Source organism: Actinoplanes sp. NPDC026619 (assembly GCF_040638295.1).
Taxonomy (GTDB): domain Bacteria; phylum Actinomycetota; class Actinomycetes; order Mycobacteriales; family Micromonosporaceae; genus Actinoplanes.
Genome location: NZ_JBEZYA010000037.1, coordinates 33,567 through 60,369, shown reverse-complemented (window position 1 = coordinate 60,369; position 26,803 = coordinate 33,567). Strand labels below are relative to the sequence as shown.

The following is a 26,803-nucleotide window of genomic DNA, read 5'->3' as shown; positions in this document are numbered from 1 at the left end:
TACCACTCATCACTTCGCAAGATGAATCGGTGGAATTGCGCCAGCTGACCTACTTCGAGGCGGTGGCCCGTCTCGGGGGCTTCACCAGAGCGGCCGAGCAACTGCACGTCGCCCAGTCGGCGGTGTCCGCGCAGGTACGCGCCCTCGAGTCGACCCTCGGCGTCGAACTCTTCACTCGAACCACCAGGCGAGTCGCGCTGACCGAGGCCGGCGAGCTGTTCCTGATCCGATGCCGCCGCGCCCTCGACGAGCTCGACGGCGCGCGCCACGACCTGGCCGACCTCGCCGCCGTGCTCACGGGACGGGTGACCCTGGGCGCCACCGCGGTGGTCGGCGGGTTCGACCTGCCCGGCGCGTTGTCCCGCTTCCACGCCCGCTACCCCGGCGTGGCACTCAGCCTTCGCTCCGGGCTGATCGCAGCGCTGCTCGCCGAACTCGACGCCGGCACGTCCGACCTGGTGGTCGGCCCGGCCCACGCCGACCTGCCGTCCCGGTTCTCCGCGCACCGCATCGCTCGCGAGCATGTGGTTCTGGCCGTACCACCGGCGCACCGCCTCGCTCACGGCACCGCCCCGCTCCCGCTGACCGAACTGAGCGAGGAGTCGTTCGTCTGCCTCCCGGCCGGCAGTGGCCTGCGGTCCATCCTCGACGAGGCAGCCCAACAGGCCGGCTTCGAGCCGAGAGTGCCGTTCGAAACGCACACGGCGGCGAGCATCCGGGAACTGGTCGCCAGCGGGCTCGGGGTTGCTCTGCTAGCCCGAACGGCCGCCGAGGCTCCCGGCCCCGCGATTTCGATACGACAGCTACGCCCGGCACCACTCCACCCGGAGATCGCGGTCATTCACCACCGGGACCACCGACTGTCCGCGGCCGCCCGCACCTGCCGCCAGCAGTTGATCGACCACGCCACTGGCGCCTGAGTCGGTACGGCGCGAAAGTGCGCGGCCTTGGACGCGCGATCGGCTGGGCCGCCGGAATCCGAGGAGATCGATAGCTTCCGCGTCGTCGGCCTATTCGCGGCGGTGGTAGGCGTTGCGAAGGGGCCGGCGTTGCGGGTCGACGGTCGCCGGCGGGATGAATTCAGGATGGCCGTCCTCGGCGATGCGCACCTCCCAGTCGGTGCTGTGGATGACCCGATGGTGATATCGGCAGAGCAGACAGGCATTGGACAGCGCAGTGGGTCCACCGTCGGCCCAGGACTTGATGTGGTGGCCCTCCGACCAACTCACCGGGCGGTCACAGGACGGGAAGACGCATCCGCGATCGCGGAGGTTGAGTGCTCGGCGGATCGGGCCGACGAACAGGCGCCGGGCCCGGCCGATGTCCAGGACCTGCCCGTCGGTGCCGAGCACCGACGGAATGATCTGGGCGTCACACGCCATCAGCCGCGCCTCGGTGGCACTGATCGGCGCATCGTTGTCCAGCGAACCGTTGACACCGCCGCTGCTTCCGCGCGCCGGCCCACGGCTTCGACCAGGGGCTTTCCCAGCGAAGGATGCACTTCCAGCGGAAGCAGCCGCTTCCAACGGCATGGTTCGGAGAGCGTCGATCGGAATCGTCACCACGACCTGCGCGGCGTCTCCACCCGACGTGGGCAGTTCGCCGCCGCGCAAGACCCGATTGCACACGTCGACCAGGGCATCCGCCCGACGCTGCGCCGGAGTGCGATCCAAGCTCGAGTCGACACCGGCCTCACTCCCTGGCTCAACCTCGGCCTCTGCGTCGGATGCATCCCGGCCCGGATGGCACAACGGATCCAGCGCCGCGTTCACGATCGCCGCGCCCATGGTGTCGAGCCAGCCCGACAATCGCACCCGGCCGTCGCCGAGCGGGCTCAACGTGAATCCGCGCCCCCGCTGCGCACGCTCGTCCTGTCGCCTCAGCGCTTCCTCGTCGTGCCGGTCGGCGGCTTCCGGGTCGACGTGGGAAAGGATCCGCGCGCCGAACCTCCCGAGCGTCGCCGGGTCGAACTGGGTGGCGTACGAGATCAGCATCGTCTCGGCCTTGGCCAGGGCGTCGACGCCGGCGTCGGCGGGCAGATCGGCGACCGACTGCGCGATCATCAACGCCTGCTCGGCCGAGATGACACCCGCGGAGACAGCGGCGTCGAGGGCCGGGGATCGATCGAGCGCGGCGGCGAGGCTGGTGAGCCGCCGCCCCTCCCACATGCTCGTGCGAAGCCGCTGCCGCAACCACACCGGAGTGTTCGACGCGGCCTCCTTGCGCGGCAACTCTCGTCTCTCCGCCTCCCGGATCAGGTGCGCGGTGATCGCCTGCATCTGCTGGGCACACGCGTGCGCCTGCCGCAGTCCGTCGACGACCTCCGCGTCGGAACCCGACCACAGTGGCGCGTCGCCGCACTTGGCGAGCACGTCACGAACCTGGGCCAGCTCCTCCAACACACCTGCAGACTGGCACAGCCGTACGGCTCGCTTCTCTTAATCTTTGCCGCCTGTGGATAACCCTCGCGCCGTCTACTGAGGCTCGCGGGAGGCCGGTCGCATCAGCCGGCCGAGCTCCTCGGTCAGGCGTACGGCGGCTTCGATCTCGGCCTTGCGGATCGAGACGGACTCGACGTGGAAGCCGTACGGCATACCCAGCCGCTCGCAGTACGTGCGCAGGTCGTTCGCGATGGCGAGGGCCTCCCGGAACGACTCCGCGAGCGGGTCCTCAGCGTGCAGCAGCATGTTCTCCAGCCAGCGCGGGATGTCCACGCCCAGCCACTCGAGGAACGTCAGTGTCTTCGCCGAGCCGCACAGCGACAACGTGAAGATCACCGGCCGGGGCGGGACGCCGCGTGACCGGCAGGCGTAGAAGTAGTCGGAGACCAGGTCCTTCGTCTCGCCCGCGTCGTAGATGACCTGGGAGATGAAGAAGCCGCAGCCCCGCTCCTGCTTGGTGAGCATGCGCAGGTGTTCCTCGCCGCCACGGGCATGCCGCTCGGGGATGACAACCGCACCCAGCGGGAGTTCCGGGCGTACCTCCGCACGAAGTGCCTGCGCCCGGCGCAGGTCCGTCCGCACCGGTTTGTCCCCCGACGAGGCTCCGACGAAGACGCTCAGCACCCGGTCCGTGTCGGCGGTGGCGAGCCACGACCGAAGTTCGTCCTCCGCGTATTTCCCCACGCAGCGGTAGATGATCACCGGACGGTCCCAGTCACCCAGATGCGGTTCGAACTCGATCGGGTCCATCGTCGGCAGGTACGGGAACGGACGCTCGCCCGGGTTACGGTCCGACTCGTCGTCGATGTCGTACAGGATCAGGCCGTCGAGGTCGAGGCCGGCCAGCCGGCCGATAGTGACCTGGGCGATTTCCTTGATCTTCTCAGGGGTGGCGCTGCGGCGCGGCGGGGTGATGCCGAACAGCAACACCCCGCCACGCGCGTCGGCCGGCCGGGAACCCGAGCCGAAAACCGACTCGGAAGCCGATTCGGAAGCCGACTCGGAAGCCGACTCGGAAGCCGACTCGGAAGCAGGCGGGAAAGCCGACTCGGAAGCCGACCGGGGAGCTGACGGAAAGTCGAGCGCCAGCTTCGAATGGAGAGACACCCGACCCAGGGTAGGGGTCAGTGATTGGCGCAGCAGGGAGTGGGATCCCTCGTCTCGAAAGGAACAAGAACTCCCCCGGCCGCCGGAGTCGTGGTCAGCACGAGCTCGCCGTCGCGGAACTGCGGGCGGACAAATTCACGGGTGTCCACCCGAGCATCGTCGTCGGCAACGCCCGACCCGAGCACCTCGACCCGGTCGATCGCACTGAGTTCGACGATCTCGCCGGCAGTCAGCGTGCCGACCAGCTTCTCCACCCCGGGAAAGAGAACCGCACGGCCGAACTTCCCGGCCACGGCCGCCTCCGCGGCCGCGTGCAGTTCTGGCGCAGTCTCGGCACCACCGACGGAGGCAGAACTGGAGGCGGCAAGACCGGCGGTGAGGCTGATCGCCACGTGCCGGTAAGGCTCCGACACCAGATGCGTGCAGGCGAGCTCCGGCCTCGGATCCAACCCCAGGATCCAGTGATCGGCCTCGGCCAGCTGAAGGTGGCCGAGGCTCACGCCGAAGGTGCGGGCCGGCCCCTGCGGACCGGCCGACACGGAGCGATACAACGTCACTTGGGAAGAACCCAGATCGGGTTGGTGTAGAACCACAGGTCACCCCACGGATCGGCGTCGCCGATAACATCCAATTTCGGTCCGTACGGGTCGACCGACGCCCCCATCAACCCGGGCTGGGTGCGGTTGCCGTCGGTGCCGCGGACACGCACGTAGAACGGCTTGTCGAGACGCCCGAGCGGGAAACTCAGCGAGACACTCTTGGCGCCCGCGGAGGTATCAGACGCGGAGGTGTCAAACGCGGAGGTGTCAAACGCGGAGGTGTCAAACGAGGAGGTGTCAAACGCGGAGGTGTCAAACGCGGAGGTGTCAAACGAGGAGATGTCGAAAGACTTGACCACCTTGGTGTCCGGGGCGGTGAACTTGTCCTTGTCGGTGACCGGCCCGGTCACGGTTCCGACGATCACATCAACCCGCTTGAGTACGGGAATGAACGCCGCGAAGTTCGGCACGTCCTGCAGGTCGATGTCGAGGGTCAGCTCGGTCGAGGTGCCCCGCTTGACCTGCGCGACGCCGCCGAGCGGGGTGCCGGCGTCCCAGCGGCGGTCCCCGGCCACCCGGACCCGGGCGTCCAGGCCCTTGACCAGCCGGCCGTGGTCGACCCAGACGCGGCCGGCCCGCAGACCATCCATGACGGCCTTGTACGCGAACGAGGTCGCGCCCACGTTGGTGCGGCCGTAGTAGCCGGGCCAGAAGTCGCCGGCCGTGGTCAGCGTCTTGCCGCTGTAGACCGGGTCGTTGTGCTTGCCGTTGGCCGCGAAGTCGGTGCCCGGGCCGCGGTCCGACTGGTCCAGGTAGACCACGTGCGAGTCGGAGTTGACGGTGATCCACCAGGCCTTGCCCTCGGCGAGCAGGCTGTCCCACAGTCCGCCGACGGTGGCGGTCATCCAGTCGAAGCCGCCCCAGGTGCGGTAGCTCTCCAGCGGGTAACCGGCGTAGGACGCGGCCGACGGGTTGTTGTCGTAGTAACCGCGGGCGCCGCCCCGGCCGTATGCGGCGGGGATGCCGGCGGCCTGGTGGCCGGGCGCGCCCTCGAAGCCGATGGCGACGGTCGGGTCGGCGTCGCGCCAGTTGCGGATCTCGTGCGGCGAGTCGATGCCGCGGCGGGCCGGGTGGTTCGCCAGGAACAACGCGCCCTCGACCTTGCGCGCCTTCACCTGGGAGGCGAGGAACTTGATGCCGGCGACCGCGGCGGCCTCGTTCTGCGCCTCGGTGTTGGTGGCGGGCAGCTGGGAGCCGTCGTAGGTCTGCTCGAACTGCTTGAGGACCTCGACCTCGTTCTTGCCCGGGTGCACGAACACGGTGGCGTGCTCGGCGGCCGGGATGTTCCACTCCAGACCCTGGAACGTGAGCAGATCCTTGATCTCCTCACGGGTCTTGCGGATGTCCGGGTTGACCTTCTCCACACCGATCTTGGCGTGCTCGTTGCTGCCGTGGTCGGTGATGACCAGCCAGTCCAGGCCGTACGCGTGGCCGTGTTTCGCCTGGTCGAGAACCCGGTACTGAGCGTCCGAGCTGTACTGGGTGTGAATGTGGTGGTCACCGGCGAGCCAGGTGAATCCGCCCTTGTCCGACCCTCCGCCGACCGGCCCGTGCGCGTGCGACAGGCCGGCGGCCGAGGCGGCGCCCGGCGCGGCCAGCACGGAGGCGGCGGCACCGGCGCCGAGCAGGCCCGCGCCGCGCAGGAAGCCGCGCCGGGACACGTCGGACGGCGACAGCTCACTGTCCGGGATGCTCAGGTCCATCGCCGGCGAGAGGTCGCCGCCGGCGGTCTCATGCGTGTGGTCGTGATCGTGGTCGTGGCCGTGACCCATATGGATTGCTCCCGACGAATGGTCGACTGTGCGCTTCCGGCGCCACATTCGTGGGACGACCTCAACGGCCGCTGTCGATCCCGTGACCAATCGGCGAACAGGGAAGGTCCACCACCTGCTTGTTCCCAGCTTCTTCCCAGTTCAGCTTCTTCCCAGTTCAGATATTTCCCAGTTCAGATATATCCCGCTCGTCGAACCGGACGCCGCCCGCGGCCACGTTAGCCAGCAGGTGGCTTTCATCGCCCGTTCCCGGAATCGCGAGCACGTGCGGCCCTTGGTGGAGCGTCCACGCCAGCCGTACCTGATGGGCGGTCATCCCGTGCCGCGCCGCAACCGCCTCGGCTGCCGCATGTTGCGCCTCGCTCGCGCCTTTTTCCCGGCCCTGTCCCGCGATGGCGAAGAACGGCACGAAGGCGATTCCCCGCTCCCTGCAGACGCGCAGCATCTCGGCATTGTTCCGAAGGTCGAGCGCGAAGCTGTTCTGCACACACGCGACCGGCGCGATCGTCGACGCCTCGTCCAATTGCGCGAGGCTCACCGCGGAAAGCCCGAGATGCCGGATCAGCCCTTCGTCCCGCATGGCCGCAAGCGCCGCAAACCGCTCCCCGATGGAATCCCGCGACCGGAACACCCGAAGATTGACCAGGTCAAGCCGCTCCACCCCGAGCCGCCGCAAATTCTCCTCGACCTGATGCCGCAATTGCGCCGCCGTGACCGCCTCACCCCACTGCCCATCCGGCAGGAGACCCGGCCCCACCTTGGTGGCAATAAAAAGACTTTCCGGGTACGGCGTGAGAGCGCGCCGAATGAGCTCCGTCGCATATCGAACCGGCCCGTCCCCGACGTCAAGAATCCCGCCCGGCGAAAAATAGAACGCCGCGGTGTCGATGTGATCGACGCCGAGTTCGACCGCCCGCCGCAACACCCGGACGGCTACTTCCGGATCCGGTTCGACGGTAAGCCGCATCGACCCGAACCCCATGCGATTGACCCGCCGATCCCCGAGAACCCAGGTCCCCGCCCACCCCGCCGAAATCTCCCCGTCAGCCACCGAAGCACCTTATGCCGCAACTCTCCGCCCGACGACCCACAGCCCTGCAGACCACCCCGCCGAATCCCCGCGCACCCCGCAGCCCTGCTGCCATCCCACACCTCTGCCGCGCCCACACCTCTGCCGCGCCCACACCTCTGCCGCGCCCACACCTCTGCCACACCCCGCGGCTCCGCCCAGCCCTCGCGACTCTGCCCGCGCCCTCGCGACTCTGCCCCCGGCCCCGCCGCTCTGCCCGCGCGCTCGCGACTCTGCCCCCGGCCCCGCCGCTCTGCCCGCGCGCTCGCGACTCTGCCCGCGCCCTCGCGGCCATGCTGGCAACCCCGCGAGCCGGCGGCCGGGCTCGGTCAGGCCGCCGGCCTCTCGCCCGCCGCGCCGTGGAGGAAGACGTCGACGAGCGTCTCGATCGGGGTGTCGGTCGCGGCCGGCGTGCCGCGCCGGGGGAAGAGCAGGCCGAGGAAGATGGCGGCGACCTGCTCGAGAGGCAGCCGCAGGTTGTCGCGATCCGGTTCCAGCAGGCGAATCACTGCCTGCCGGGTGAGTTCCACCGCCTCCGCCCGCTCATCACGCCCGCCACCCCCGTCCGACGGACGAGGCGCCGCACTGTGGCCCGAGCCGTCCGCCGCGCTGTGCTCCGGTCCGTGCGCCGCACCATGCTCCAGTCCATGCGCGGCGCCATGCTCCAGTCCGTGCGCGGCGCCATGCTCCAGTCCGTGCGCGGCGCCATGCTCCAGTCCGTGCGCGGCGCCATGCTCCAGTCCGTGCGCGGCACCGTGATCCGGTCCATGCGCGGCACCGTGATCCGGGCCGTGCGCGCTGTCGCCGGGCCGTGCGTGGCGCTCGGCCAGCCCGCGGCTGGCGGCACTGTGGACGGCGGCGATCACCGCGCCCATCCGGTCGAGATAGGCCCGCAGGGTCGCGGCCGCCTCGACCAGTCGGGCAGCCAGGGGCTGGTCCAGTGGCACGGCATCGAGCTCGGCCAGGACCTGATCGTTGCGCAGCACCGCGACCACGCACGCATGCAGCAGATCGTCCTTGTCGGTGAAGGCACGGAAGATCGTGGCCTCGCCGATCCCGGCCGCCTTCGCGATCTGCAGCGTGCTGACCGCAGCACCGTGCTCCACCAGCAGCGGCACGGCAGCGGCCACGATCATCTCGCGCCGCCGCCCGGGGCTCATTCCCGGCGCCCGGCGCCGGATCTTGTCATCAGTCATGCCACGAACGCTACGGAGTGAGCACTCACTCCGGCAATCGATTTAGAAGTAAGTACTCACTCCGAAAATACCGGCGGCACCCGAAAAGTGCGGCCGCCAATCAGGAAGCGCGATCTCGCTGTCTCCATCGAGACGGCGAAGTGGCTGGTCGGAGCAGGGCATATCACCCCTGAGAGCGCTCTCTCCGCTGAGGCACAGATCGGCTACGGGGATCGACGAAGGCTTGCGCCGGACCGGGATCGTCCTGGGACTATGGCCGCATGCTGGTTGCCTTCTCTGTCACGCCGCTCGGTGTCGGTGACTCCGTGGGAGATCTCGTCGCCGAGGCGGTGCGCGTCGTGCGAGCCTCCGGGCTGCCCAATCGGACGGATGCCATGTTCACCACGATCGAGGGTGAGTGGGACGAATGCTTCGCCGTCGTGAAACAGGCCGTGGAGGCCGTGGCCAAGGGGGCGCCCCGGGTCAGCGTCTCGCTCAAGGCGGACGTCCGGCCCGGAGTCACCGATGCGCTGACCGCCAAGGTGGCGCACATCGAACGGACCCTCACCGAGTGAAACGGGTCAAACGCCTGGTCATGTGGGACATCGACTACACCCTGCTGCGCGGCGGCGGGGTGGCGGCCCGGGCCTGGCGGACGGCGTTCACGGAGCTGACCGGCCGGGAATGGCTGGAGACCCCGATCTTCGGCGGGCGCACCGACATGGACATCTGCGCCGAGGTGTTCGCCCGCCACGGCGTGACCGACTGCACGCCGGAGGCGTTCTTCGTGCACTACGTCCAGAAGGTGCTCGCGATCAAGCACGAGTTCGGCGAGCAGGGCGCGCTGATGCCGGGGGTGCGGGACGTCCTCGAGCGGCTCGGCAACGACCCGGACATCGTGCAGACGCTGGTCACCGGCAACGTGCCGGAGGTGGCGGCGGCCAAGGTGGCCGCCTTCGGGCTGGACGGCGTCTTCGACGCCGAGGTGGGTGGTTACGGCACCGACGACGCCGTGCGCGCCACTTTGGTACGCCGAAGCCTGGAGCGCGCCGAGGCGAAGTACGGCGAGCGGTTCACGCCGGTGGTCATCGGCGACACCGTGCACGACGTGACGGCCGCGCTGGCCAACGGCGCCCTCGCCGTCGGCGTCGCCACCGGCTCGACCACGATGGCCGACCTGGTGCTCGCGGGCGCACACGCGGTGCTGCCCGATCTCAGCGACACCGAAGCCACCGTGCGAATCCTGACAACCTGAACTGAGCTGGCCAACCCCGAACTGGCCGACCTACCTGAGCCGGCCGACCTGAGCCTGGCCGGCCAACCTGAGAGAGTCAGTGGCCCTGCTCGGGCTGCTCGATCGGGTCGATCACTTGGACGAAGTCGGCGCGATCGGGTTGGGGATGGCGCCGCCGAAGCGCCGGTCGCGCGAGGCGTAGAGCTCGCACGCATACCAGAGGTGACGGCGGTCGAAGTCGGGCCAGAGGGTGTCGAGGAAGACCATCTCGGCGTACGCGGACTGCCAGAGCAGGAAGTTGGAGGTGCGCTGCTCGCCGGACGGGCGCAGGAAGAGATCGACCTCGGGGACCTCGGGGTGGTACAGGTATTTCGCGATCGTCTTCTCGTTGATCCGGTCGGCCTTGAGCTTGCCGGCGGCCACGTCGCGGGCGATGGCCGCGGTGGCGTCGGCGATCTCGGCCTGACCGCCGTAATTGACGCAGAACTGCAGGGTGAGCGTCTTGTTGTTCCGGGACATCTCCTCGGCGGTCTGCAGCTCGGAGATGACGCTCTTCCACAGCCGGCCGGCCCGGCCGGACCAGACCACCCGCACCCCGAGGTCGACCAGCTGATCGCGGCGGCGGCGGATCACGTCGCGGTTGAAGCCCATCAGGAAGCGCACCTCCTCGGGCGAGCGCTTCCAGTTCTCGGTGGAGAACGCGTACGCCGAGAGGTAGGGGATGCCCATCTCGATGGCGCCCTCGATGGTGTCGAACAGCGAGTATTCGCCCTGCTCGTGGCCCTTGGTGCGGGACAGGCCGCGATCCTTGGCCCAGCGGCCGTTGCCGTCCATCACGATCGCGACGTGTTTCGGCAGCGCCGCTTTCGGGAGCGCGGGCGGGCGGACACCCGACAGGTGCGGGGTGGGTGGACGCGGCGTCATGAACTCTCCCGTCGATCGACCAGCGGAAGCGAGCGCAGCGCCCGCTCCATGTGCCATTGCAGGTGGGCGGCGACCAGGCCGCTGCACTCCCGGCGGATCGGCGGCTCGGAGGCGTCGGCGAGCTGCCAGTCGCCGTCGGTGAGCGCGCTCATCAGGCCGAGCGTGGCCGGGCTCGGGTGGGCGGCGCCGGGTGGGCGGCAGTCGGGGCAGACGGCGCCGCCGGCCGGGACCGAGAACGCCGCGTGCCGGCCGGGGGTGCCGCAGACCGCGCACTCGCTGATGGCGGGCGCCCAGCCGGCGGTGGCCATGGCCCGCAGGAGGTAGGCGTCGAGCACCAGGGGGCCGGCGTGCTCGCCGGCGGCGAGGGCCTTGAGCGCGCCGAGGGTGAGCTGGAACAGCCGCAGGGACGGCTCCCGCTCGATCGGGGTGAGGCGCTCGGCGGTCTCGGCGATGGCGCTGGCCGCCGTGTAGCGCGGGTAGTCGGTGAGGAAGCCTTTGCCGTAGAGCGCGATGGCCTCGACCTGGCTGACCGAGTGCAGCGAGCTGCCGACGCCCTCGGGCGAGCCGGCCAGCTGCAGGTCGATGTGGCCGAACGGCTCGAGCCGGGCGCCGAAGCGGGACATGGTGCGGCGCACGCCCCGGGCCACCGCACGCAGCCGGCCGTTACGGCGGGTCAGCAGCGTGATGATCCGGTCGCTCTCGCCGAGTTTCTGCACGCGGAGCACGACCGCGTCGTCGCGGTAGAGCTGGCGGCGGTAGCCGGATCCGGTGGGCACGGGTGTCATTCTGCCTCGGGGGTACGACAACTGCCTCGGGGGTACGGCAAGACCCTGACCCGGATCTCAGGGTCTTCTCGGGGGCGGCTCAGTGGGAGAACCGATGGTGCCTCTGTGGCGCTCGCGAATAGCGTCTGTGCCATGACCTCGACCCTGATCCGGCGCGCCGGCGTCCTCGCCCTCATCGCCGCGTCGACGACCGCCCTGACCGGCTGCGCCGGTGTGATCGGGGCGAAGATGACCTATGACGACACCGAGAAGGGCAAGATCACCGACATCGTGCTGACCGGCGGCGCCGGCGACGTGACGGTGACCTCCGGCGATGTCACCGAGACGACGATCCGCCGGGTGATCCGCCGCTCCAGCAACCCCGAAAACCCGTACCAGCTTGACGGTACGACGTTGACCATCGACACGTCGTGCGGGGTGAACTGCTCGGTGTCCTACGAGATCAAGACCCCGCCGGGGGTGAACGTGCGTGGCAAGGAGCGCTCCGGCGACGTCATCCTCAAGGGGGTGGGCATCGCCGACCTCGAGCTGACCTCCGGCGACGTGTCCGTGTCGGAGGCGACCGGCGCCGTCTCGATCAAGGCCACGTCCGGCGACATCCAGGTGACCGACGCGAAGAGCTCGGTGAAGGTGCACACGACCTCGGGCGACATCCAGGCGATCAGGGTGGCCGGGCCGGCCGACCTCAAGGTCACCTCGGGCGACACGCACGTCGAGCTGACCGCGCCCAACTCGGTGACCGCCCAGTCCACCAGCGGCGACATCTGGGTGGAGGTGCCGCCGAGCAAATACCGGGTGACCAGCCACTCCGGTTCCGGCGACGAGCATCTCGAAGGCCTGACCAGCGACGCCACGGCAAAGAATGTGATCGACGTGCGGGTGACGAGCGGGGACATAAACGTAGCCTCGACGTCGTGAGCTTTTACCTACCACTCGGTGCCGACCGTTACGAACCGACCGAATTCACCGAGAGTCCGTGGGACAGCGCAATGCAGCACGGGGGTCCGCCGGCCGCCCTGCTCGGGCACGTGATGCGCCTTGACGGCATGCGCCTGGCCCGGATCTCGGTGGACTTTCTCGGCCCGATACCGCGTCGCGTTTCCAAGATCGAGGTGTCTCCGATCAAGCCGGGCCGGCTGACCGCACTGAACGAGGCCCAGATGCTGATCGACGGCCGGGTAGCGGTGAGCGCACGCGCCTGGCACATCGCGCCGGGCCCGCAGCCGGCGACGATGTCCGAGGAGACGCGAGCCGAGCCGCTGCCCGATCAGGAGGACAGGTTCAGCGGCGACTGGGGTTACGGCCGGTCGATCGAGTGGCGGTGCACCATGGGCGGCCTCGACGAGCTGGGCGAGACGCACGTGTGGAGCCGGGTGCGGATGCCGCTGATCGAGGGCGTGGAGCTGGACGGCCAGGACCGGGCGCTGATCGTGGCCGACTCGGCGAACGGGCTGTCCGCGGTGCTGCCCTTCGACAAGTGGCTGTCCATCCCGCCGTCCATGACGGCGACGCTGCTGCGCGAGGCCACCGGCGACTGGGTGCACCTGGCGGCCCGCACGGTCATCTCCGACGACGGTCTCGGCCTGGCCGAGGGCGAGATGTTCGACCTGTCCGGCCGAATCGGCCAGGTCGCCCAGCCCTTGCTCGTCCGGGCCCGATGAGGGCCGGTCAGGGTGGGAGAGGCGCGGCGCGGGGAAGGCGATGGGAGGCGAGCAGCGCCACGATCTCGTCGGCGCCCCGGCGAAGTTCCTCGAGATCCGATCGGGAGAACTCCCCCGGCTCGTAACCGAGCACGCAGTGCGCCCCCAGCACTTCGCCGTCGACCACGATCGGCACCCCCGCGTAACGGTGCAGCCCGTCGACGTGCACGAGCGGGTTGGCGGCGTACAGCGCGTCGATCCGGGCGTCGGTCACCACGTAGGGCGTCCGCGACTGCACCGCGTTGACGCAGAACGACCACTCGATCGGCGTGCCGTTCAGCTCGGCCAGCCACCCCTGCAGCCCGAACGACCCGGCGAAGAACTGCGCCCCGTCCAGCACCATGCTGACCAGGCTGACGGGTTGACCGAGCCGGGCCGCCGTCCGCGCACTGACCTCGTCGAGCTTCGCGCGCAGCTCCGGGTTGTCGATGTCGATGCCGGCCAGCACGGCCAGCCGGCGATGCTCGTCGGTGCGACTCATGCAGTCTCCTGAGCAGCCGGGGCGACAGAAGAGGGAAAGCGGGAGTCGTGCCCGGAAGCACGCAACACCGCGGCCGATGAAGAGCCAGGCGCAGAGCCGGCCGCGGCGCCCAGGCGCTTGAACGCGTCGGCCCGCATCGCGAGGGACCGCCCGCACAGCTGGGTGACCCCGTCGGCCGCCTGCATCGACACGACCATCCGCCCGAACGAGCCCTGGTCGGTCTCGTTCCCGGTCAGTCCGGCGCTGAACAGCAGCGTCTGCCAGAGGTCCTCGGAGTGCGGCCCGTACAGCCGCCGCAGCGCGTCGTGCGCCGACTCGAGCGTCGGCGCCTCCACCGGATACGTCTCCATCAAAACTCTGGTCGGCCGGAGGCGCGCCGATCTGAGCGGCCTACACCCGGGTGGTCGCCATGGCCGGCGCCGGCGACACCGGCACCTGCTTGCGGGAGACACCCGGCACGAGCTGTGGCCGCCGCCCGGCCGCCCAGTCCTCGACCCAGCCGACCGCGAGCACGACGACGGTGAGGGCGAGCGTGACCACGACGAGGCGCCAGCTGATCCCGACCCAGCCGAAGATCGGCAGCCCGGACCACAACGCGAACTTCGACAGCGCCACGATGATCGGCACGTGCCACAGATAGATGGTCAGGGCGCGGGAGTTCAGGATGGTCAGCAGCCGCCGGGGCCGCACCATCGGCGAGACGCCGAGCGCGACCATGATGAACGCGGCCGACCAGAGGGCGTTGCCGAGCGGGATGTCGTTCAGGTCGAACCCGCGCGGCCCGGGGTGGGTGAGCGCCCAGACGGCGCCGGTGGCCGCGAGCGCGCCGATCAGCCACCAGCGGCGGCGGGTCAGCTTCAGCATGCCGTCGTGGTGGGCGAAGCCGAGCAGCCAAGCCCCGCCGTAGAGCGCCAGGTCGTGGATGACCGCCGGCGGCTTGATCCCGGTGAACGTCAGCACGGCCAGGGCCACGTACGGCACCAGGACGGTGGTCAGCGGCGCCCGGCGGAACAGCGGCAGCAGGAGCGGCGACAGCAGCACCAGCCAGAGGAAGTCCCGCAGGTACCACATCGCGGCGAGGCCTTCGAGCCAGAAGCCGGTGGCCGGCGGGTCCTCGATCGGGAACGCCCAGAGCAGGATCTTCCAGTCCCAGGCGAGCCCGGCCACGAACATGGCGGGCACGGCGATGCCGACCAGCACCCACAGCGAGGGCAGCAGACGGTGCAGGCGGCGCTCGACGGCCCACGGGCCGTACCGGTCGAGAGAGGCCGCCATCAGGGAGCCGGCCAGGGCGAACATGACCGACATGGCAGGGAAGGCGATGGTCAGGGCCGCCCAGCCGCTCGAGTGGTAGACCACCACTCGAACGGTCGCGACGGCACGTAGCAGGTCCAGGTACTGGTTCCGCATGGCCACTTGAGTTACCGAAGCACCACGGGTCCCTGCAAACCAGCGTGAATTATCCCATAACCCGTAACATCAGAATCCCAGCTTGCGTAATTGACGGGGATCACGCTGCCACTCCTTGGCGACACGAACATGTAGATCTAGGTACACCCTCGTACCCAGAAGTTGCTCGATCTCACCTCGGGCTTTGCTCCCAACTTCCTTGAGACGCGTGCCGCGGGAACCGATCACGATCGATTTCTGGCTGTCCCGCTCCACGTACAGGTCCGCGTAGATCTTGGTCAGACCACCCTCGACCATCATTTCCTCGACCAGTACGGCGATCGAGTGCGGCAGCTCGTCCCGGACGCCCTCGAGGGCCGCCTCGCGGATCAGCTCGGCGATCAGCACCTGCTCCGGCTCGTCGGTCAGCACGTCGTCCGGGTACAGCTGCGGCGACTCCGGCAGGTGCTTGACCATGATGTCGACCAGCGTCTGCACCTGGTGCCCGGACACCGCGCTGACCGGCACGATCTCGGCGAAGGCGTACAGCTCGCTCACCGCGAGCAGGTGCGCGGCCAGCCGCTGCGGACTCACCAGGTCGACCTTGGTCACCACCGCGATCACGGTCGCCTTGAGCTCGGCCATCTCCGCCGAGATGAACCGGTCACCGCGCCCCACCGGCTCGTCGGCCGGGAAGCAGATGCCGATCACGTCGGTCTCGCTCCAGACCTCGCGCACGAGGTCGTTGAGCCGCTCCCCCAGCAGGGTGCGCGGCCGGTGCAGCCCCGGCGTGTCGACCAGCACGAGCTGCGCGTTCTCCAGATGCAGGATGCCGCGGATGACGTGCCGCGTGGTCTGCGGCTTGCTCGAGGTGATCGCGATCTTCTGCCCGATGATCGCGTTGGTCAGCGTGCTCTTGCCGGCGTTGGGTCTCCCTACGAAACACGCGAAGCCGGCCCGATAGGTTCCATCCCTCGCGTCGCTGCGCGCCGCTTCGGCATGCCGGTGCACCCGCCGGGCGGAAACCGGTCGAGGGTCCGGCTTGGCGGCCCCTTCCGGTTTTTCAGATGTACGCGGTGGGACCTTTACGGCCGATCCGGGCCGTTCCGCAGAACGAGCAGATTGACCCCGCCCCCGAACCTGCCCGGCCCCAGCCTTCGGGCCGCCGCTCCGCTGCCCGCCGCCGCTCTCCTGGCCGCCGCTCTCCTGGCCGAACCGCGCGCCACCGCTCCCGGGCGCTCCGAACTTCTGGCCGCCCCGGGCTCCGGCGCCCCCGGAAGCCCCGGGCTTCTGGCCACCGCGCGCTCCGGCGCCCCCGGAAGCCCCGGCCTTCTGGCCGCCGCGCGTGCCGGCGCCCCCGGAAGCTCCGAACTTCTGGCCGCCGCGCGTGCCGGCGCCCCCGGAAGCCCCGGACTTCTGGCCGCCGCGCGTGCCGGCGCCCCCGGAAGCCCCGGACTTCTGGCCGCCGCGCGCACCGGCGCCGCCCGCGGCCTCGGCCTCGCGACGGGCCGCCCGTCGCTCCTGGCGGCGCTGCTCGTTGCGCTCACCGGCCGTGAGGCGGCGCTCGCCGGGAGAATTCGGCTCGGTCATTCGGTGACCGTGCCGAGCAGAGTCGCGTCCGGCGCCGCCACGTGAATGGGCGCGCCGGTGGCCAGGTCACGCACGGCCGCGTGACCGGCGCCGTCGAGCTCGGACGCCTCGGTCACCACCGCGGCCGCCTCGATCGACGAGGCGCCCGACGACACGGCCAGGGCGACGGCCAGCTGCAGCGCGGTCACCGACAGACTCGGCAGCGACACCGTGGCGCCGTTGTAGGTGCGGCCGTCCTGGTCGCGTACCGCCGCGCCCTCGACCGCGCCCACCCGGGCGCGTGCGCTCCGCGCCAGGGTGACCAACTTGTTGTCCTCGGCGCTCAGCGCGTCGTTGCCGGCTGTCGGCACGGCAGAGCCGGCAATGGTCCCGTCAGGCATCTGCGGTTTGTCTTTCCTCGGTCTCGGATTCGCCGGATTTATCATCGTAATTGGCGTGCGCCTCGGCCCGTTCGGCCCGGCGCACCAGCACCGAGTCGATCCGGTTGCGCCGGCCCGTCGTGCCCTCGGCGATCAGGTGCAGGCCGCCCACGTCGACCTGCGCGCCGGGGATCGGCACGCGGCCCAGGGTCTGGGCGAGCAGGCCGCCCACGGTCTCCACCTCGTCGGCGGGCAACTCCACGCCGAACAGCTCACCGAGGTCCTCGATCGGCAGGCGGGCGGTCACCCGCACCGCGCCGTCGTCGAGGTGCTCGATCGGCGGGCGTTCGACGTCGTACTCGTCGGTGATCTCGCCGACGATCTCCTCGAGGATGTCCTCGATCGTGACCAGCCCGGCGGTGCCGCCGTACTCGTCGACGACGATCACCAGGTGGGTGCGCGCCGCCTGCATCTCCGACAGCAGGTCGTCGACCGGTTTCGACTCCGGCACGAAGGTCGCGGGCCGCATCATCTCGGCCACCGCCTGCGCCGTCGCCGCCGGGTCGCCGGACTGGGTGCGCCGGATCACGTCTTTCAGGTAGAGCACGCCGAGCACGTCGTCGACGCTCTCCCCGATCACCGGGATCCGCGAGAAACCGGAGCGCAGGAACAGATAGAGCGCCTGCTGCAGGGTTTTCGAGGCGGCCTCGATCCAGACCATCTCGGTGCGCGGCACCATCACCTCGCGGGCGATCGTGTCACCCAGCGCGAACACCGAATGGATCATCTCGCGCTCGCCGTGCTCGACGACGCCGCGCTGCTCGGCCAGGTCGACGAGCTCACGCAGCTCGACCTGGCTGCCGAACGGGCCCTCCGGGAAACCCCGGCCCGGGGTCACCGCGTTACCGATCAGGATCAGCAGCGAGGCGAGCGGGTTGAGCACCTTGCCGAGCCAGCGGATCAGCGGCGCGGCCGCGCGGCCCACCGCGTACGCGTGCTGGCGGCCGACCGTGCGCGGGGCGACCCCGATCACCACGAAGCTGACCAGCGTCATCGCGCCCGCCGTGACCAGCGCCGCCCGCCAGCCGATGCCCCAGCTGTCCACCGCGACCAGGGCGATCAGCGTGGTCGCGGTGAGCTCGCAGATCAGCCGCAGCAACAGCAGCAGGTTGAGGTGGCGCACCACGTCCTTGGCGACGGCGGCGAGCGCCGCGGCGCCACGCTCACCCTCGCGGGCCATCTCGGCGGCGCGGGCCGCCGACACGGTGCCGAGCGCCGCGTCCGCCATCGAGGCCAGACCGGCCAGGAAGATCAGGACGACCGCCAGGATGATCAGTTGCAGGTCCGGCAGACCGGCCGAGGCTTGGGCAGCGGCCGCGAAAGTATGGGCAGGGTCAGGCACCGGGATCAGCCGGCCTGCCTGGTGGACCGCCAGCTTTGCAGCAGGCGGTTCTGGAGGGAGAACATCTCGCGCTCCTCCTCCGGCTCGGCATGGTCGTAGCCGAGCAGGTGCAGCGCGCCGTGCACGGTGAGCAGGTGCAGCTCGTCGGCGGCCGAGTGCCCGGCCGCGGCGGCCTGTTTCGCGGCCACCTCGGGGGCGAGCACGATGTCGCCGAGCAGCGCCGGCTCGCCGGTGCCGGCCTCGCCGGGACCGTGGTCGACGCTGCCCTCGTCCATCGGGAACGCGAGGACGTCGGTGGGGCCGTCACCACCCATCCAGCGGTGGTTCAGCTCGGCCATGTAGTCGATGTCGACCAGCAGGATCGACAGCTCGGCGAGTGGGTTGACGCCCATCTCGTCGAGTGCGTACCGGGCCACCGCGAGGATCGCGTCGGTGTCGACCTCGACTCCCGACTCGTTGGCGATCTCGATGGACATGTGGAGTCTTTTACCCCTTTGACTTAACGCCGACGCCCGGTGCGGCCGCCGGATGCGGCTCGGCCCGGCACGGCGTGGACGGATTGGGTGGCGCTCTGCTCTTGGTCGGCGTCGTACCTCTCGTACGCGTCGACGATCTCGGCGACCAGCCGGTGCCGGACCACGTCGGCGCTGGACAGCTCCGAGAAGTGCACGTCCTCGACGTTTCGCAGGATCTCCCGCACGACCTTGAGCCCGCTGCTGGTGCCGCCGGGCAGGTCGACCTGCGTGACGTCACCGGTGACAACGATTTTGGCACCGAAGCCGAGCCGGGTCAGGAACATCTTCATCTGCTCGGGCGTGGTGTTCTGTGCCTCGTCGAGAATGATGAAGGCGTCGTTGAGGGTGCGGCCACGCATGTACGCCAGGGGGGCGACCTCGATCGTGCCCGCCGCCATCAGCCGCGGGATCGTCTCGGGGTCGAGCATGTCGTGCAGCGCGTCGTAGAGCGGGCGCAGATAAGGGTCGATCTTCTCGTTCAGGGTGCCGGGCAGGAAACCGAGCCGCTCGCCGGCCTCGACCGCCGGCCGGGTCAGGATGATCCGGTTGACCTGCTTGGCGGTCAGCGCCTGCACCGCCTTGGCCATCGCCAGGTACGTCTTACCGGTACCGGCGGGGCCGATGCCGAAGACGATGGTGTTCTGGTCGATGGCGTCGACGTAGCGCTTCTGCCCGAGTGTCTTGGGGCGGATGGTCTTGCCCCGCCGGGACAGGATGTTGAGGGTCAGCACCTCGGCCGGCCGCTCGGAGGTGTTGGCCTCGAGCATGCCGACGGTGCGCCGGACGGCGTCGACGGTGAGCGTCTCGCCCTTCTCGATCAGCTCGATGAGCTCGGAGAAGAGGCGCTCGGCGATGGCGTTCTCGGCGGGATCGCCGGTGATGGTGATCTCGTTGCCGCGGACATGGACGTCGCTCGCGAGAGTTCGCTCGATGAGCCGCAGGATTTCATCCTTGGCACCCAGCAGGTTCACCATGATCTTCGGGTCGGAAACCGAGATCTTGGTCTGCACCCGCGCCGCGCCGCTGGAGCCCGCGCTGGAAGGGTTCGGCGTACCGGTCATAGGGCGGCCTGACGGCCTCCGCCACCTGCTCTCATTCTTGGCGTCGCTCCGGTTCGGGGGCGGCGTGTGCCTGCGTAACGAAGTGCCATCGTATCCGCTACGCCGCTCCATCGCCGATGCCATTTCGGCCGCATTCGACCGGTGGCGACTACTCCGGCCCGTCCGACGCGAAACCCCCGTCGAAGGCATCCTGCAGCCTGGTGAACCGGTAGGTCGCCCAGTGCATCCGCTCGACCGCCCCGTTCGCGTCCCGGGTGAGGCGCAGCAGCTCGCCGGCCTCCCGGCCGGAGACGGTGCGCAGCACGTCCGGCTGGTCCGGCAGCGGCGCGAAGATCGACGGCGGCACATCGGGGCCGGTCTCGGCGATCCGGGACTGCAGGGCGCCGTCGTGCCAGGAGAACACGAACGGGGAGCCCTCGCTCCACCACATGCCGAGCGCCGACCGGTACTCGCGGGGCGCAGGCGGGGCCGGCCGCCACGGCCGGATCTCGGCCGGGTCGGCCTCGACGGCGAGTTTCAGCAGCTCGTGCACGAGTTCGTTGATCTCGCCGGCGGTGCCGGACGAGCCGAGCACCGCGACGCCGAGCCCGTCGGGGGCGTCGTCGCCGCGCCGGCCGTGCACTCCGGCGAGGAAGCCGGGCATGGCGCCGTTGTGGCCGATGTGCACGGCCCGTTTGCCCTGCGGGGCGAGCATCAGCCCGAGACCGAACCCGCTGGCCCAGATGTCCTGGTCGCGGGTGGTGTGCGGCCAGCGCATCTCGTCGACGGTGGCGGCCGCGAGCACCTTGCCGTCGGGGTCGATGGTCTCCGGCGACACCAGGAACGACGCCCAGGTGGCCATGTCGGTGGCGGTGCTCCACAGCTGCGCGGCCGGGCCGGTCCCGGCGGCGTCGAGGTTCGGCTCGGGGCGGGCCGCGTCGGAGTACGCGTCGACGACGTAACCGACGGCCGCCTGCGCGGGCGGCTGCACGGTGGTGGCGGCCAGCCCGAGCGGCTCCAGGATCTTCTCGGTGAGCAACCGCTCCCAGGTGGTGCCGTTCAGGCCGGCGACGAGCTGGCCGAGCACGGCGAACCCGAGGTTGGAGTAGTGGAAGCGACGGCCGTTGGGCAGCACCCGCTCGGCCCGGTCGAGCTCGGCCAGCACCGCGGCCGCGTCCGGCGACACGAGTGTGTCCCACACGTCGCCGAACGGCTCACGCTGGAATCCGGCGGTGTGCGAGAGCAGCCGCCGGATGGTGGCGTCGCCGTGTGCGGGCACGTCCACGTACGCCGAGATGGGCTGGTCGAGGTCGAGAAGGCCCTGGTCGCGGGCCTGCATGACGAGCACGGCGGTGAACGTCTTGGTGACCGAGCCGATCCGGAACCGGGTGTCCGGCCCGAGCGGGTGCCCGGCGACGCCGGAGTCGCCGACCGTGAAGATCCACGGCTCGCGGTCGGCGCGCAGCAGCGCCACCGACAGGGCGGGGACGCGGCCGGTGGCCTGGGCCCGGCGGGCGGCGCGCTCGTAACGGGCGGTGGCGCTCATCGGGGCGCCAGCATCGGGCCGAGCGGCTCCCCACCGAGCACGTGAGCATGCACGTGGAACACCTCTTGCCCGGCGTACCCCCCGGTGTTGAAGAGCAACCGGAAACCGTCCATGAGCAGGCCCTCGGTCTCGGCCACCGCGGCGGCCGCGGCAAGAAGGCCGGCCGCGGCGGCCGGATCGTCGTTCGCCAGGGTGACCACGTCCGGGTGATGGTCCTTGGGAATCACCAGGACGTGCACCGGCGCTTTGGGGTCGATGTCCCGGAAGGCGAGCGTCGTCTCGGTCTCGTGCACCACGGTCGCGGGGATCTCACCGGCCACGATGCGGCAGAACAGGCAGTCGTTGTCCACCCCGACGATCTTAGGGTGGGGGTATGAGTGAGCGAACCACCACCGATGTCGACCACCTCGTGGCCCAGCTGGATCTGACCGAGAAAGTCTCGCTGCTGGCCGGCCAGGATTTCTGGTCGCTGCCGGCGATCGAGCGGATCGGGTTGCGCTCGCTGGTGATGTCGGACGGGCCGATCGGGATCCGCGGGACCGGGTGGGCGCCGGACGACCCGTCGGTAGCGTTGCCGAGCCCGACCGCCCTGGCCGCGGCCTGGGATCCGGAGCTGGCCGAGACGGCGGGCCGGCTGCTGGGCCAGGAGGCGCGGCGCAAGGGCGTGCACGTGGTGCTGGGCCCGACGGTCAACCTGCAGCGCACCCCGCTGGGTGGCCGGCACTTCGAGTGCTACTCGGAGGATCCGCTGCTCAGCGGTGAGATCGCGGCGGGTTTCGTGCGGGGCGTGCAGGAGCTCGGCGTGGGCACGACGGTGAAGCACCTGGTGGGCAACGACTTCGAGACCGACCGGATGGAGGTGGACGTCCGGATCGGTGAACGGGCCTTGCGGGAGATCTATCTGGCGCCGTTCGAGCGGGTCGTCGAGGCCGGCGGGTGGGGCGTGATGAGCGCCTACAACGGGGTTAACGGGTCGCCGATGGCCGCCAACGGGCGCCTGCAGGACGAGGTGCTCAAGCGCGAGTGGGGTTTCGACGGCGTCGTGGTGTCGGACTGGCGGGCGGCCCGGTCGACGACCGGGGCGGCGCTGGGCGGTCTGGACATCGCGATGCCGCAGCTGGAGAACCCGTGGGGCGACAAACTGGTCGCCGCGGTCAAGACCGGCGAGGTGCCGGAAGAGATCATCGACGACAAGGTACGCCGGGTGCTGCTTCTCGCCCTGCGGGTCGGCGCGCTGAGTGTCGGAGTGCGGGGCGATGCGCATCTGCCGGAGTTCGACGAGTTGGACGGGGAAAAAATCGCGCACGAGGTCGCAGCCCGCTCGTTCGTGCTGGTCCGCAACGAGAACTGGACGCTGCCCCTGGAACCGGCCGCGCTGACCCGGGTCGCGGTGATCGGCGCGCTGGCGATGGACGCGCGGGTGCTCGGCGGCGGCAGCGCCCAGGTGTCCCCGCCGCACACGATCTCCCCGCTCGACGGGTTGCGCCGGGCCCTGCCGGGTGTCGACCTGGAGTACGCGGTCGGCACCGACCCGCGCCCGTTCCTGCCCGCCCTGCACCAGCCGGCCCAGGTGACCATCGGCGACCACGAGTTCGAGGTGGAACCGGCCGCGGTGCGCTGGATCGGGTCGCTGCCCGGCGGCCTGGCGATGGAGCCGGTGGACGGCCTGCGGCTGGAGAGCACCTACACCCCGGACACGACCGGCGAGCACACGTTCGCGGTCTCCGGTTTCGGCACGTTCCGGCTCTCGATCGACGGCGAACTGAAGTACGAGGGTTCGCTGCACCCGCCCGGCACCGGCCGCGCCGACCTGCTGCTCTCCCCGCGCGAGCAGCGGGTGACCGCCTATCTCACCGCCCGGAAACCGGTGACGATCGTGCTGGAGCAGAGCATCGTCCCCGGCCACGCCCACTCGGTCGCGACGACGCTGGGGCACCGCCCGCCGTCGCCGGACGAGGACGGCCTGATCGCCGAGGCGGTCGTGGTGGCTGCCGAGTCCGATGTGGCCGTGGTCGTGGTCGGCACCACGGAGCAGGTCGAGTCGGAGGGCTTCGACCGCGCCTCGCTCGCCCTGCCCGGCAGGCAGGACGAGCTGGTCTCCCGAGTGGCCGCGGCCAATCCGCGCACGATCGTGGTGGTCAACGCCGGTTCGCCGGTGCTGATGCCGTGGGCCGAGGAAGTGGCGGCGACGCTGCTGACCTGGTTCCCCGGCCAGGAGGGCGGCGCGGCCCTGGCCGACGTGCTGCTCGGGGTGACCGAGCCGGGCGGCCGGCTCCCGACGACGTGGCCCCGGCGTGAGAAGGACTGCCCGGTCCTGACGATCGCCCCGAAGGACGGCGTCGTCTCCTACGACGAAGGCGTGTTCGTCGGCTACCGCGGCTGGCTGCGCAACCGGGCCACGCCGCTCTACGCGTTCGGCTCCGGCCTCGGCTACACCACCTGGCACTACGAGGAGATGACGGTCAACGCGACCGAGGCGGTGGTCACCCTCACGAACGCGGGCGCGCGCTCCGGCCGCGAGGTGGTGCAGGTGTACGTCGCCCCGGCCGCCCACGACGAGCAGCGTCCCGGGCGCTGGCTCGCCGGTTTTGCGAACGTCGAGGCGCACCCCGAGGAGACCGTGACGGTCCGGATCCCGCTGCCCCCGCGCACGTTCCAGATCTGGGACGAGGGCTGGAAGACAGTGGCCGGCGACTATCGGGTGATCGCCGCGCACGCCCTCGACGAGGAGCGTCTGGAGTCGACGGTGACGATCTCGTGATCTTCCCGGGGAGCAGCAAAGGTTAGCCTTACCTCACCAACGGGTGAGGAGCTCTCTGCTATGCAACTGTCCGTCAAGCGTGTGCTTGCCACCGCCGCGGCCGTGGCGCTCATCGGCGCCCTGGCCGCGTGCGGTGGCGGCAACGACCCGGACGCCGCCGCGCCGGCCGCGTCCGGGTCGGCGGCGATCGGCTTCCCGGTCTCCATCGCGCACAAGTTCGGCTCGACCACGATCAAGGCGAAGCCGGAGCGGATCGTCACGGTCGGCTGGAACGACCAGGACTTCGTGCTGTCCCTCGGCGAGGTGCCGGTCAGCACCCGGGAATGGTTCACCGAATACCCGGCGTACCCCTGGGTGTCCTCGAAGTTGGGTGGGAAGTCGCTGCCCACCTTCTCCGCCGAGATCAACTTCGAGGCGATCGTCAAGCAGCAGCCGGACCTGATCCTGGCCATCTACGAGACGATCACCAAGGAGACGTACGACAAGCTCTCCGCGATCGCCCCGACCGTCGTCCAGTCCGCTGACTTCAAGGACGAGGAGACGCCGTGGGACGTGCAGACGCTGACCACCGGCAAGGCGCTCGGTAAGCAGGCGGAGGCACAGGCCCTGGTCGAGAAGGTCAACGCCGAGGTGGCCGCGGCCAAGGCGGCGAACCCGCAGTTCGCCGGCAAGGTGCTGGTCGAGGACTACGGCCCGGAGAAGGGCCAGCACTGGCTGGTTCCGGCGAAGGACCCGCGGCGGTCGCTGTTCGACGCGCTCGGCTTCGCCACCCAGGAGCAGGGCGAGGACGTCAGCGAGGAGCGGCTCGACCTGGCCGACAAGGACGTGCTGTTCGTCAACGGCGCCACCCGGGCCGACATGCTCAAGTCGCCGGTGTTCAGCAAGCTCAAGGTGGTCGGCGAGGACCGCACGCTCTACACGTCGTTCGACACCCCGCTGTCCGGCGCGCTCTCCTACACCGGCCCGGACGCCCTGCTGTACGCGCTGGACAAGCTCCTGCCCGAGCTGAAGAACGCGACCGACGGCGACCCGGCGACCAAGGTGAACGAGCTCTAGAAAACTAGGAGCGGGACTGCCAGGCCTGCCACAGCTCGGCATACCGCCCGCCCGCGGCGACCAGCTCGTCGTGGGTGCCCTCCTCCAGGACCGCGCCGTGTTCCAGCACCACGATGCGGTCCGCGGAGGCGGCCTGGGTCAGCCGGTGCGCCACCAGCAGCGTGGTGCGGCCCCGGGTGGCGGCCAGCGCCGACTCCTCCAGGGCCCGCGCGCCCGCGCTGCCGGCCTCGGCGGTGGCCTCGTCCAGGATGGCCACCGCCGGGTCGAGCAGCACCAGCCGGGCCAGCGCGAGCTGCTGGCACTGGGCGGCGGTCAGCGGGTGGCCGCCCTCCCCCACCGGCGTGTGCAGACCGTCCGGCAGGGCCGACGCCCACACCAGCGCGCCGACCGTCGCCAGCGCCGAGCGGACCAGCTCGGCCGGGGCGTGCGGACGGGCCAGCCGCAGATCCTCGATCAGCGGGCCGGCGAACACGTGCGTCTCCTGACTGATGATCGCCACGATGCCCGGGGCCAGCTCGTCGACCGGGGTTCCGCCGGCTGACGCCGTACCACATCGGGGCCGGAGGATGCCCGCCGCGATGGAGGCCACCGTGGTTTTCCCGGCGCCGGTGGAGCCGACCAGCGCGACCCGCTCGCCCGGCGCGACCCGCAGATTGATGTCGCGCAGCACCGGCACCCGCTCGTCGTAGGCGAAGCGCACGTTGCTCAGCGTCAGGTCGGCCTTGTCCAGGCGGACGGTGCCGGCCGGGGCCACCGGCAGCGTGCCCACGCCGACCAGCCGGGCCAGCCCGGCGCCGGCCTCCTGGATCTCGTCGAAGGTGAACAGGATCATGCCGACCGGGTTGAAGAGGCGGTGGAACAGCACGGCCGTGGCCGCGGTCTCGCCGACCGTGACCCAGCCGGACCGCACGAACCAGAAGCCGGCCACCAGGATCGTCGCGAGGCCGACCAGCTCGGCCCGGTTGATCCGGCCGACGAAGCGGGTGAACAGGGTGAACACGCCGATCGAGAGATCCCGGGCGCGCGCCGAGGCGCCGTCGATGCCGGTGAGGTGCCGCTGTTCGAGGCGGTACGCATGGACAGTGCGTACCCCCTGAAGGCTTTCCATCAACAACTGGGACCGGTCGGCGATCGCGGTCCGCTCCCGGGCGTAGACCGGCGCCGACCGCGGCAGGTACCACCGCAGCGCCGCCAGATAGAGCGGCAGCGACGCCAGGCCGGCCAGGCCGAGCCGCCAGTCCAGGCCGAACATGGCGGTGACGCTGAGCGCCGCGAGCAGGACCGCCGAGATGACCGTGGGCAGCACCTCGGCCGCGGCCGTGCCGATCGCGGCGACGTCGGCGCCGACCCGGGACAGCAGGTCGCCGCGGCCGGCCCGGTCGAGCACGGTGGCCGGCAGGCGCAGCGCGACGCCGACGGTCTGTTCACGCAGCGCCGCCAGCATGCGTTCGCCGAGCCGGCTGACCAGGGTGGTGGTGGCGCCGGTGGCGATCCCGCCGATGACCGCGGCCACCACCACGACCAGGGCGATGGGCAGCAGCGCCGACGGCGCCGCGCCGTCCCGGACGAGGTCGACGAGGCGGCCCAGCGCGGTCACCGGAACCACCGACGCGGCGGCGGCGATGAGCCCCGCGGCGCCGGTGACAGCCAGTTCGAGGCGACGCCCGCGCAGCTCGGCGAGCAGCCACCCACTCGTCTGCTTGGGGGTGGCGATCGGTAAGGCGCTCACTGCGCCGCCTTTCGTTCACGCTGCGGGGCTCGCAAAACCAGCTCACTCCTCGCGCTCACCGAGCCGCCTTTCGTTCGCGACTGCGGGGCTCGCAAAACCGGCTCACTCCTCGCGCTCACCGAGCCGCCT

The 26,803-nt window shown here is 70.4% G+C and carries 27 protein-coding genes; 8 read left to right on the top strand and 19 right to left on the bottom strand.

Annotation, left to right across the window (positions count from 1 at the left end; all coding sequences use genetic code 11):
• The first annotated feature begins 29 nt into the window (after positions 1–29).
• Entirely contained in the window at positions 30–920 is an 891-nt protein-coding gene (locus AB0E90_RS45600) for a LysR family transcriptional regulator (RefSeq protein WP_360418855.1), read from the top strand.
• Between the two features lie 90 nt (positions 921–1,010).
• On the opposite strand, the gene AB0E90_RS45595 is transcribed toward AB0E90_RS45600, so the two are convergent.
• From AB0E90_RS45595 to AB0E90_RS45570, 6 genes are all read right to left on the bottom strand, one after another.
• Complete coding sequence (locus AB0E90_RS45595) at positions 1,011–2,402, bottom strand: DUF222 domain-containing protein (protein ID WP_360418853.1); 1,392 nt, start codon at positions 2,400–2,402, stop codon at positions 1,011–1,013.
• Positions 2,403–2,474: 72 nt separating this feature from the next.
• Positions 2,475–3,548 (bottom strand): 5,10-methylenetetrahydrofolate reductase, encoded by a 1,074-nt coding sequence (locus tag AB0E90_RS45590; RefSeq protein ID WP_360418851.1) that lies wholly within the window; start codon positions 3,546–3,548, stop codon positions 2,475–2,477.
• A 17-nt stretch (positions 3,549–3,565) separates the two neighbouring features.
• Positions 3,566–4,105, bottom strand: coding sequence for a hypothetical protein (locus tag AB0E90_RS45585; protein WP_360418849.1), 540 nt, complete (start codon positions 4,103–4,105; stop codon positions 3,566–3,568).
• Positions 4,102–5,919, bottom strand: a complete 1,818-nt coding sequence (locus tag AB0E90_RS45580; protein ID WP_360418847.1) for a histidinol-phosphatase — start codon at positions 5,917–5,919, stop codon at positions 4,102–4,104. The genes AB0E90_RS45585 and AB0E90_RS45580 overlap by 4 nt, the downstream gene beginning before the upstream one ends.
• 157 nt (positions 5,920–6,076) lie before the next feature.
• Positions 6,077–6,970, bottom strand: coding sequence for an aldo/keto reductase (locus tag AB0E90_RS45575; RefSeq protein ID WP_360418845.1), 894 nt, complete (start codon positions 6,968–6,970; stop codon positions 6,077–6,079).
• 347 nt (positions 6,971–7,317) lie between these two features.
• A complete protein-coding gene (locus tag AB0E90_RS45570; protein ID WP_360418843.1) occupies positions 7,318–8,184 on the bottom strand; it encodes a TetR family transcriptional regulator in 867 nt (288 codons plus the stop codon).
• Positions 8,185–8,444: 260 nt separating this feature from the next.
• Here AB0E90_RS45570 and AB0E90_RS45565 point away from each other — a divergent pair, with 260 nt between their 5' ends.
• Together AB0E90_RS45565 and AB0E90_RS45560 are read left to right on the top strand one after the other, a co-directional pair.
• Complete coding sequence (locus AB0E90_RS45565) at positions 8,445–8,738, top strand: MTH1187 family thiamine-binding protein (protein WP_360418841.1); 294 nt, start codon at positions 8,445–8,447, stop codon at positions 8,736–8,738.
• Entirely contained in the window at positions 8,735–9,418 is a 684-nt protein-coding gene (locus AB0E90_RS45560) for an HAD family hydrolase (protein WP_360418839.1), read from the top strand. Before AB0E90_RS45565 ends, AB0E90_RS45560 begins: the two co-directional genes overlap by 4 nt.
• Positions 9,419–9,529: 111 nt before the next feature.
• Here the strand turns inward: AB0E90_RS45560 and AB0E90_RS45555 are convergent, their stop codons facing one another.
• Together AB0E90_RS45555 and recO are read right to left on the bottom strand one after the other, a co-directional pair.
• On the bottom strand, positions 9,530–10,321 hold the full coding sequence (locus AB0E90_RS45555) for an isoprenyl transferase (RefSeq protein WP_360418837.1): 792 nt from the start codon (positions 10,319–10,321) through the stop codon (positions 9,530–9,532).
• Complete coding sequence (recO, locus tag AB0E90_RS45550; RefSeq protein ID WP_360418835.1) at positions 10,318–11,106, bottom strand: DNA repair protein RecO; 789 nt, start codon at positions 11,104–11,106, stop codon at positions 10,318–10,320. The genes AB0E90_RS45555 and recO overlap by 4 nt, the downstream gene beginning before the upstream one ends.
• A 132-nt stretch (positions 11,107–11,238) precedes the next feature.
• Between recO and AB0E90_RS45545 the strand changes: the two genes are divergently transcribed.
• Together AB0E90_RS45545 and AB0E90_RS45540 are read left to right on the top strand one after the other, a co-directional pair.
• Positions 11,239–12,024: a DUF4097 family beta strand repeat-containing protein gene (locus AB0E90_RS45545; protein ID WP_360418833.1), complete on the top strand. Its 786-nt coding sequence runs from the start codon at positions 11,239–11,241 to the stop codon at positions 12,022–12,024.
• A complete protein-coding gene (locus tag AB0E90_RS45540) occupies positions 12,021–12,767 on the top strand; it encodes a thioesterase family protein (RefSeq protein WP_360418831.1) in 747 nt (248 codons plus the stop codon). Before AB0E90_RS45545 ends, AB0E90_RS45540 begins: the two co-directional genes overlap by 4 nt.
• Positions 12,768–12,774: 7 nt before the next feature.
• Here AB0E90_RS45540 and AB0E90_RS45535 read toward each other — a convergent pair whose 3' ends face one another.
• The 4 genes from AB0E90_RS45535 to era all read right to left on the bottom strand — a co-directional run bounded on the left by AB0E90_RS45535 (position 12,775) and on the right by era (position 15,687).
• Positions 12,775–13,287 (bottom strand): GAF domain-containing protein, encoded by a 513-nt coding sequence (locus AB0E90_RS45535; RefSeq protein ID WP_360418828.1) that lies wholly within the window; start codon positions 13,285–13,287, stop codon positions 12,775–12,777.
• Complete coding sequence (locus tag AB0E90_RS45530; RefSeq protein ID WP_360418826.1) at positions 13,284–13,637, bottom strand: hypothetical protein; 354 nt, start codon at positions 13,635–13,637, stop codon at positions 13,284–13,286. The genes AB0E90_RS45535 and AB0E90_RS45530 overlap by 4 nt, the downstream gene beginning before the upstream one ends.
• A 40-nt stretch (positions 13,638–13,677) precedes the next feature.
• A complete protein-coding gene (locus tag AB0E90_RS45525; protein ID WP_360418919.1) occupies positions 13,678–14,697 on the bottom strand; it encodes an acyltransferase family protein in 1,020 nt (339 codons plus the stop codon).
• 69 nt (positions 14,698–14,766) lie between these two features.
• Complete coding sequence (era, locus tag AB0E90_RS45520; protein ID WP_360418823.1) at positions 14,767–15,687, bottom strand: GTPase Era; 921 nt, start codon at positions 15,685–15,687, stop codon at positions 14,767–14,769.
• A gap of 111 nt (positions 15,688–15,798) precedes the next feature.
• On the opposite strand from era, the gene AB0E90_RS45515 reads away from it, so the two are divergent.
• Complete coding sequence (locus tag AB0E90_RS45515; protein WP_360418821.1) at positions 15,799–16,311, top strand: hypothetical protein; 513 nt, start codon at positions 15,799–15,801, stop codon at positions 16,309–16,311.
• Here AB0E90_RS45515 and AB0E90_RS45510 read toward each other — a convergent pair.
• From AB0E90_RS45510 to AB0E90_RS45485, 6 genes are all read right to left on the bottom strand, one after another.
• Complete coding sequence (locus tag AB0E90_RS45510; RefSeq protein WP_360418819.1) at positions 16,263–16,646, bottom strand: cytidine deaminase; 384 nt, start codon at positions 16,644–16,646, stop codon at positions 16,263–16,265. The genes AB0E90_RS45515 and AB0E90_RS45510 overlap by 49 nt on opposite strands.
• Complete coding sequence (locus AB0E90_RS45505) at positions 16,639–18,027, bottom strand: hemolysin family protein (RefSeq protein ID WP_360418817.1); 1,389 nt, start codon at positions 18,025–18,027, stop codon at positions 16,639–16,641. The genes AB0E90_RS45510 and AB0E90_RS45505 overlap by 8 nt, the downstream gene beginning before the upstream one ends.
• A gap of 5 nt (positions 18,028–18,032) precedes the next feature.
• The gene (gene ybeY, locus AB0E90_RS45500) at positions 18,033–18,503 is read right to left on the bottom strand and encodes an rRNA maturation RNase YbeY (protein WP_203733969.1); all 471 of its coding nucleotides are present in this window, start codon (positions 18,501–18,503) and stop codon (positions 18,033–18,035) included.
• 23 nt (positions 18,504–18,526) lie between these two features.
• Entirely contained in the window at positions 18,527–19,603 is a 1,077-nt protein-coding gene (locus AB0E90_RS45495) for a PhoH family protein (protein ID WP_360418814.1), read from the bottom strand.
• 148 nt (positions 19,604–19,751) lie between these two features.
• A complete protein-coding gene (locus tag AB0E90_RS45490; RefSeq protein WP_360418812.1) occupies positions 19,752–21,128 on the bottom strand; it encodes a serine hydrolase domain-containing protein in 1,377 nt (458 codons plus the stop codon).
• On the bottom strand, positions 21,125–21,478 hold the full coding sequence (locus AB0E90_RS45485; protein WP_360418810.1) for a histidine triad nucleotide-binding protein: 354 nt from the start codon (positions 21,476–21,478) through the stop codon (positions 21,125–21,127). The genes AB0E90_RS45490 and AB0E90_RS45485 overlap by 4 nt, the downstream gene beginning before the upstream one ends.
• 23 nt (positions 21,479–21,501) lie before the next feature.
• Between AB0E90_RS45485 and AB0E90_RS45480 the strand changes: the two genes are divergently transcribed.
• Both AB0E90_RS45480 and AB0E90_RS45475 read left to right on the top strand, forming a co-directional pair.
• On the top strand, positions 21,502–23,889 hold the full coding sequence (locus AB0E90_RS45480; protein ID WP_360418807.1) for a glycoside hydrolase family 3 C-terminal domain-containing protein: 2,388 nt from the start codon (positions 21,502–21,504) through the stop codon (positions 23,887–23,889).
• 60 nt (positions 23,890–23,949) lie between these two features.
• A complete protein-coding gene (locus AB0E90_RS45475) occupies positions 23,950–24,945 on the top strand; it encodes an ABC transporter substrate-binding protein (protein WP_360418805.1) in 996 nt (331 codons plus the stop codon).
• Between the two features lie 4 nt (positions 24,946–24,949).
• Here AB0E90_RS45475 and AB0E90_RS45470 read toward each other — a convergent pair whose 3' ends face one another.
• The gene (locus AB0E90_RS45470; protein ID WP_360418803.1) at positions 24,950–26,674 is read right to left on the bottom strand and encodes an ABC transporter ATP-binding protein; all 1,725 of its coding nucleotides are present in this window, start codon (positions 26,672–26,674) and stop codon (positions 24,950–24,952) included.
• Positions 26,675–26,803 lie beyond the last annotated feature (129 nt).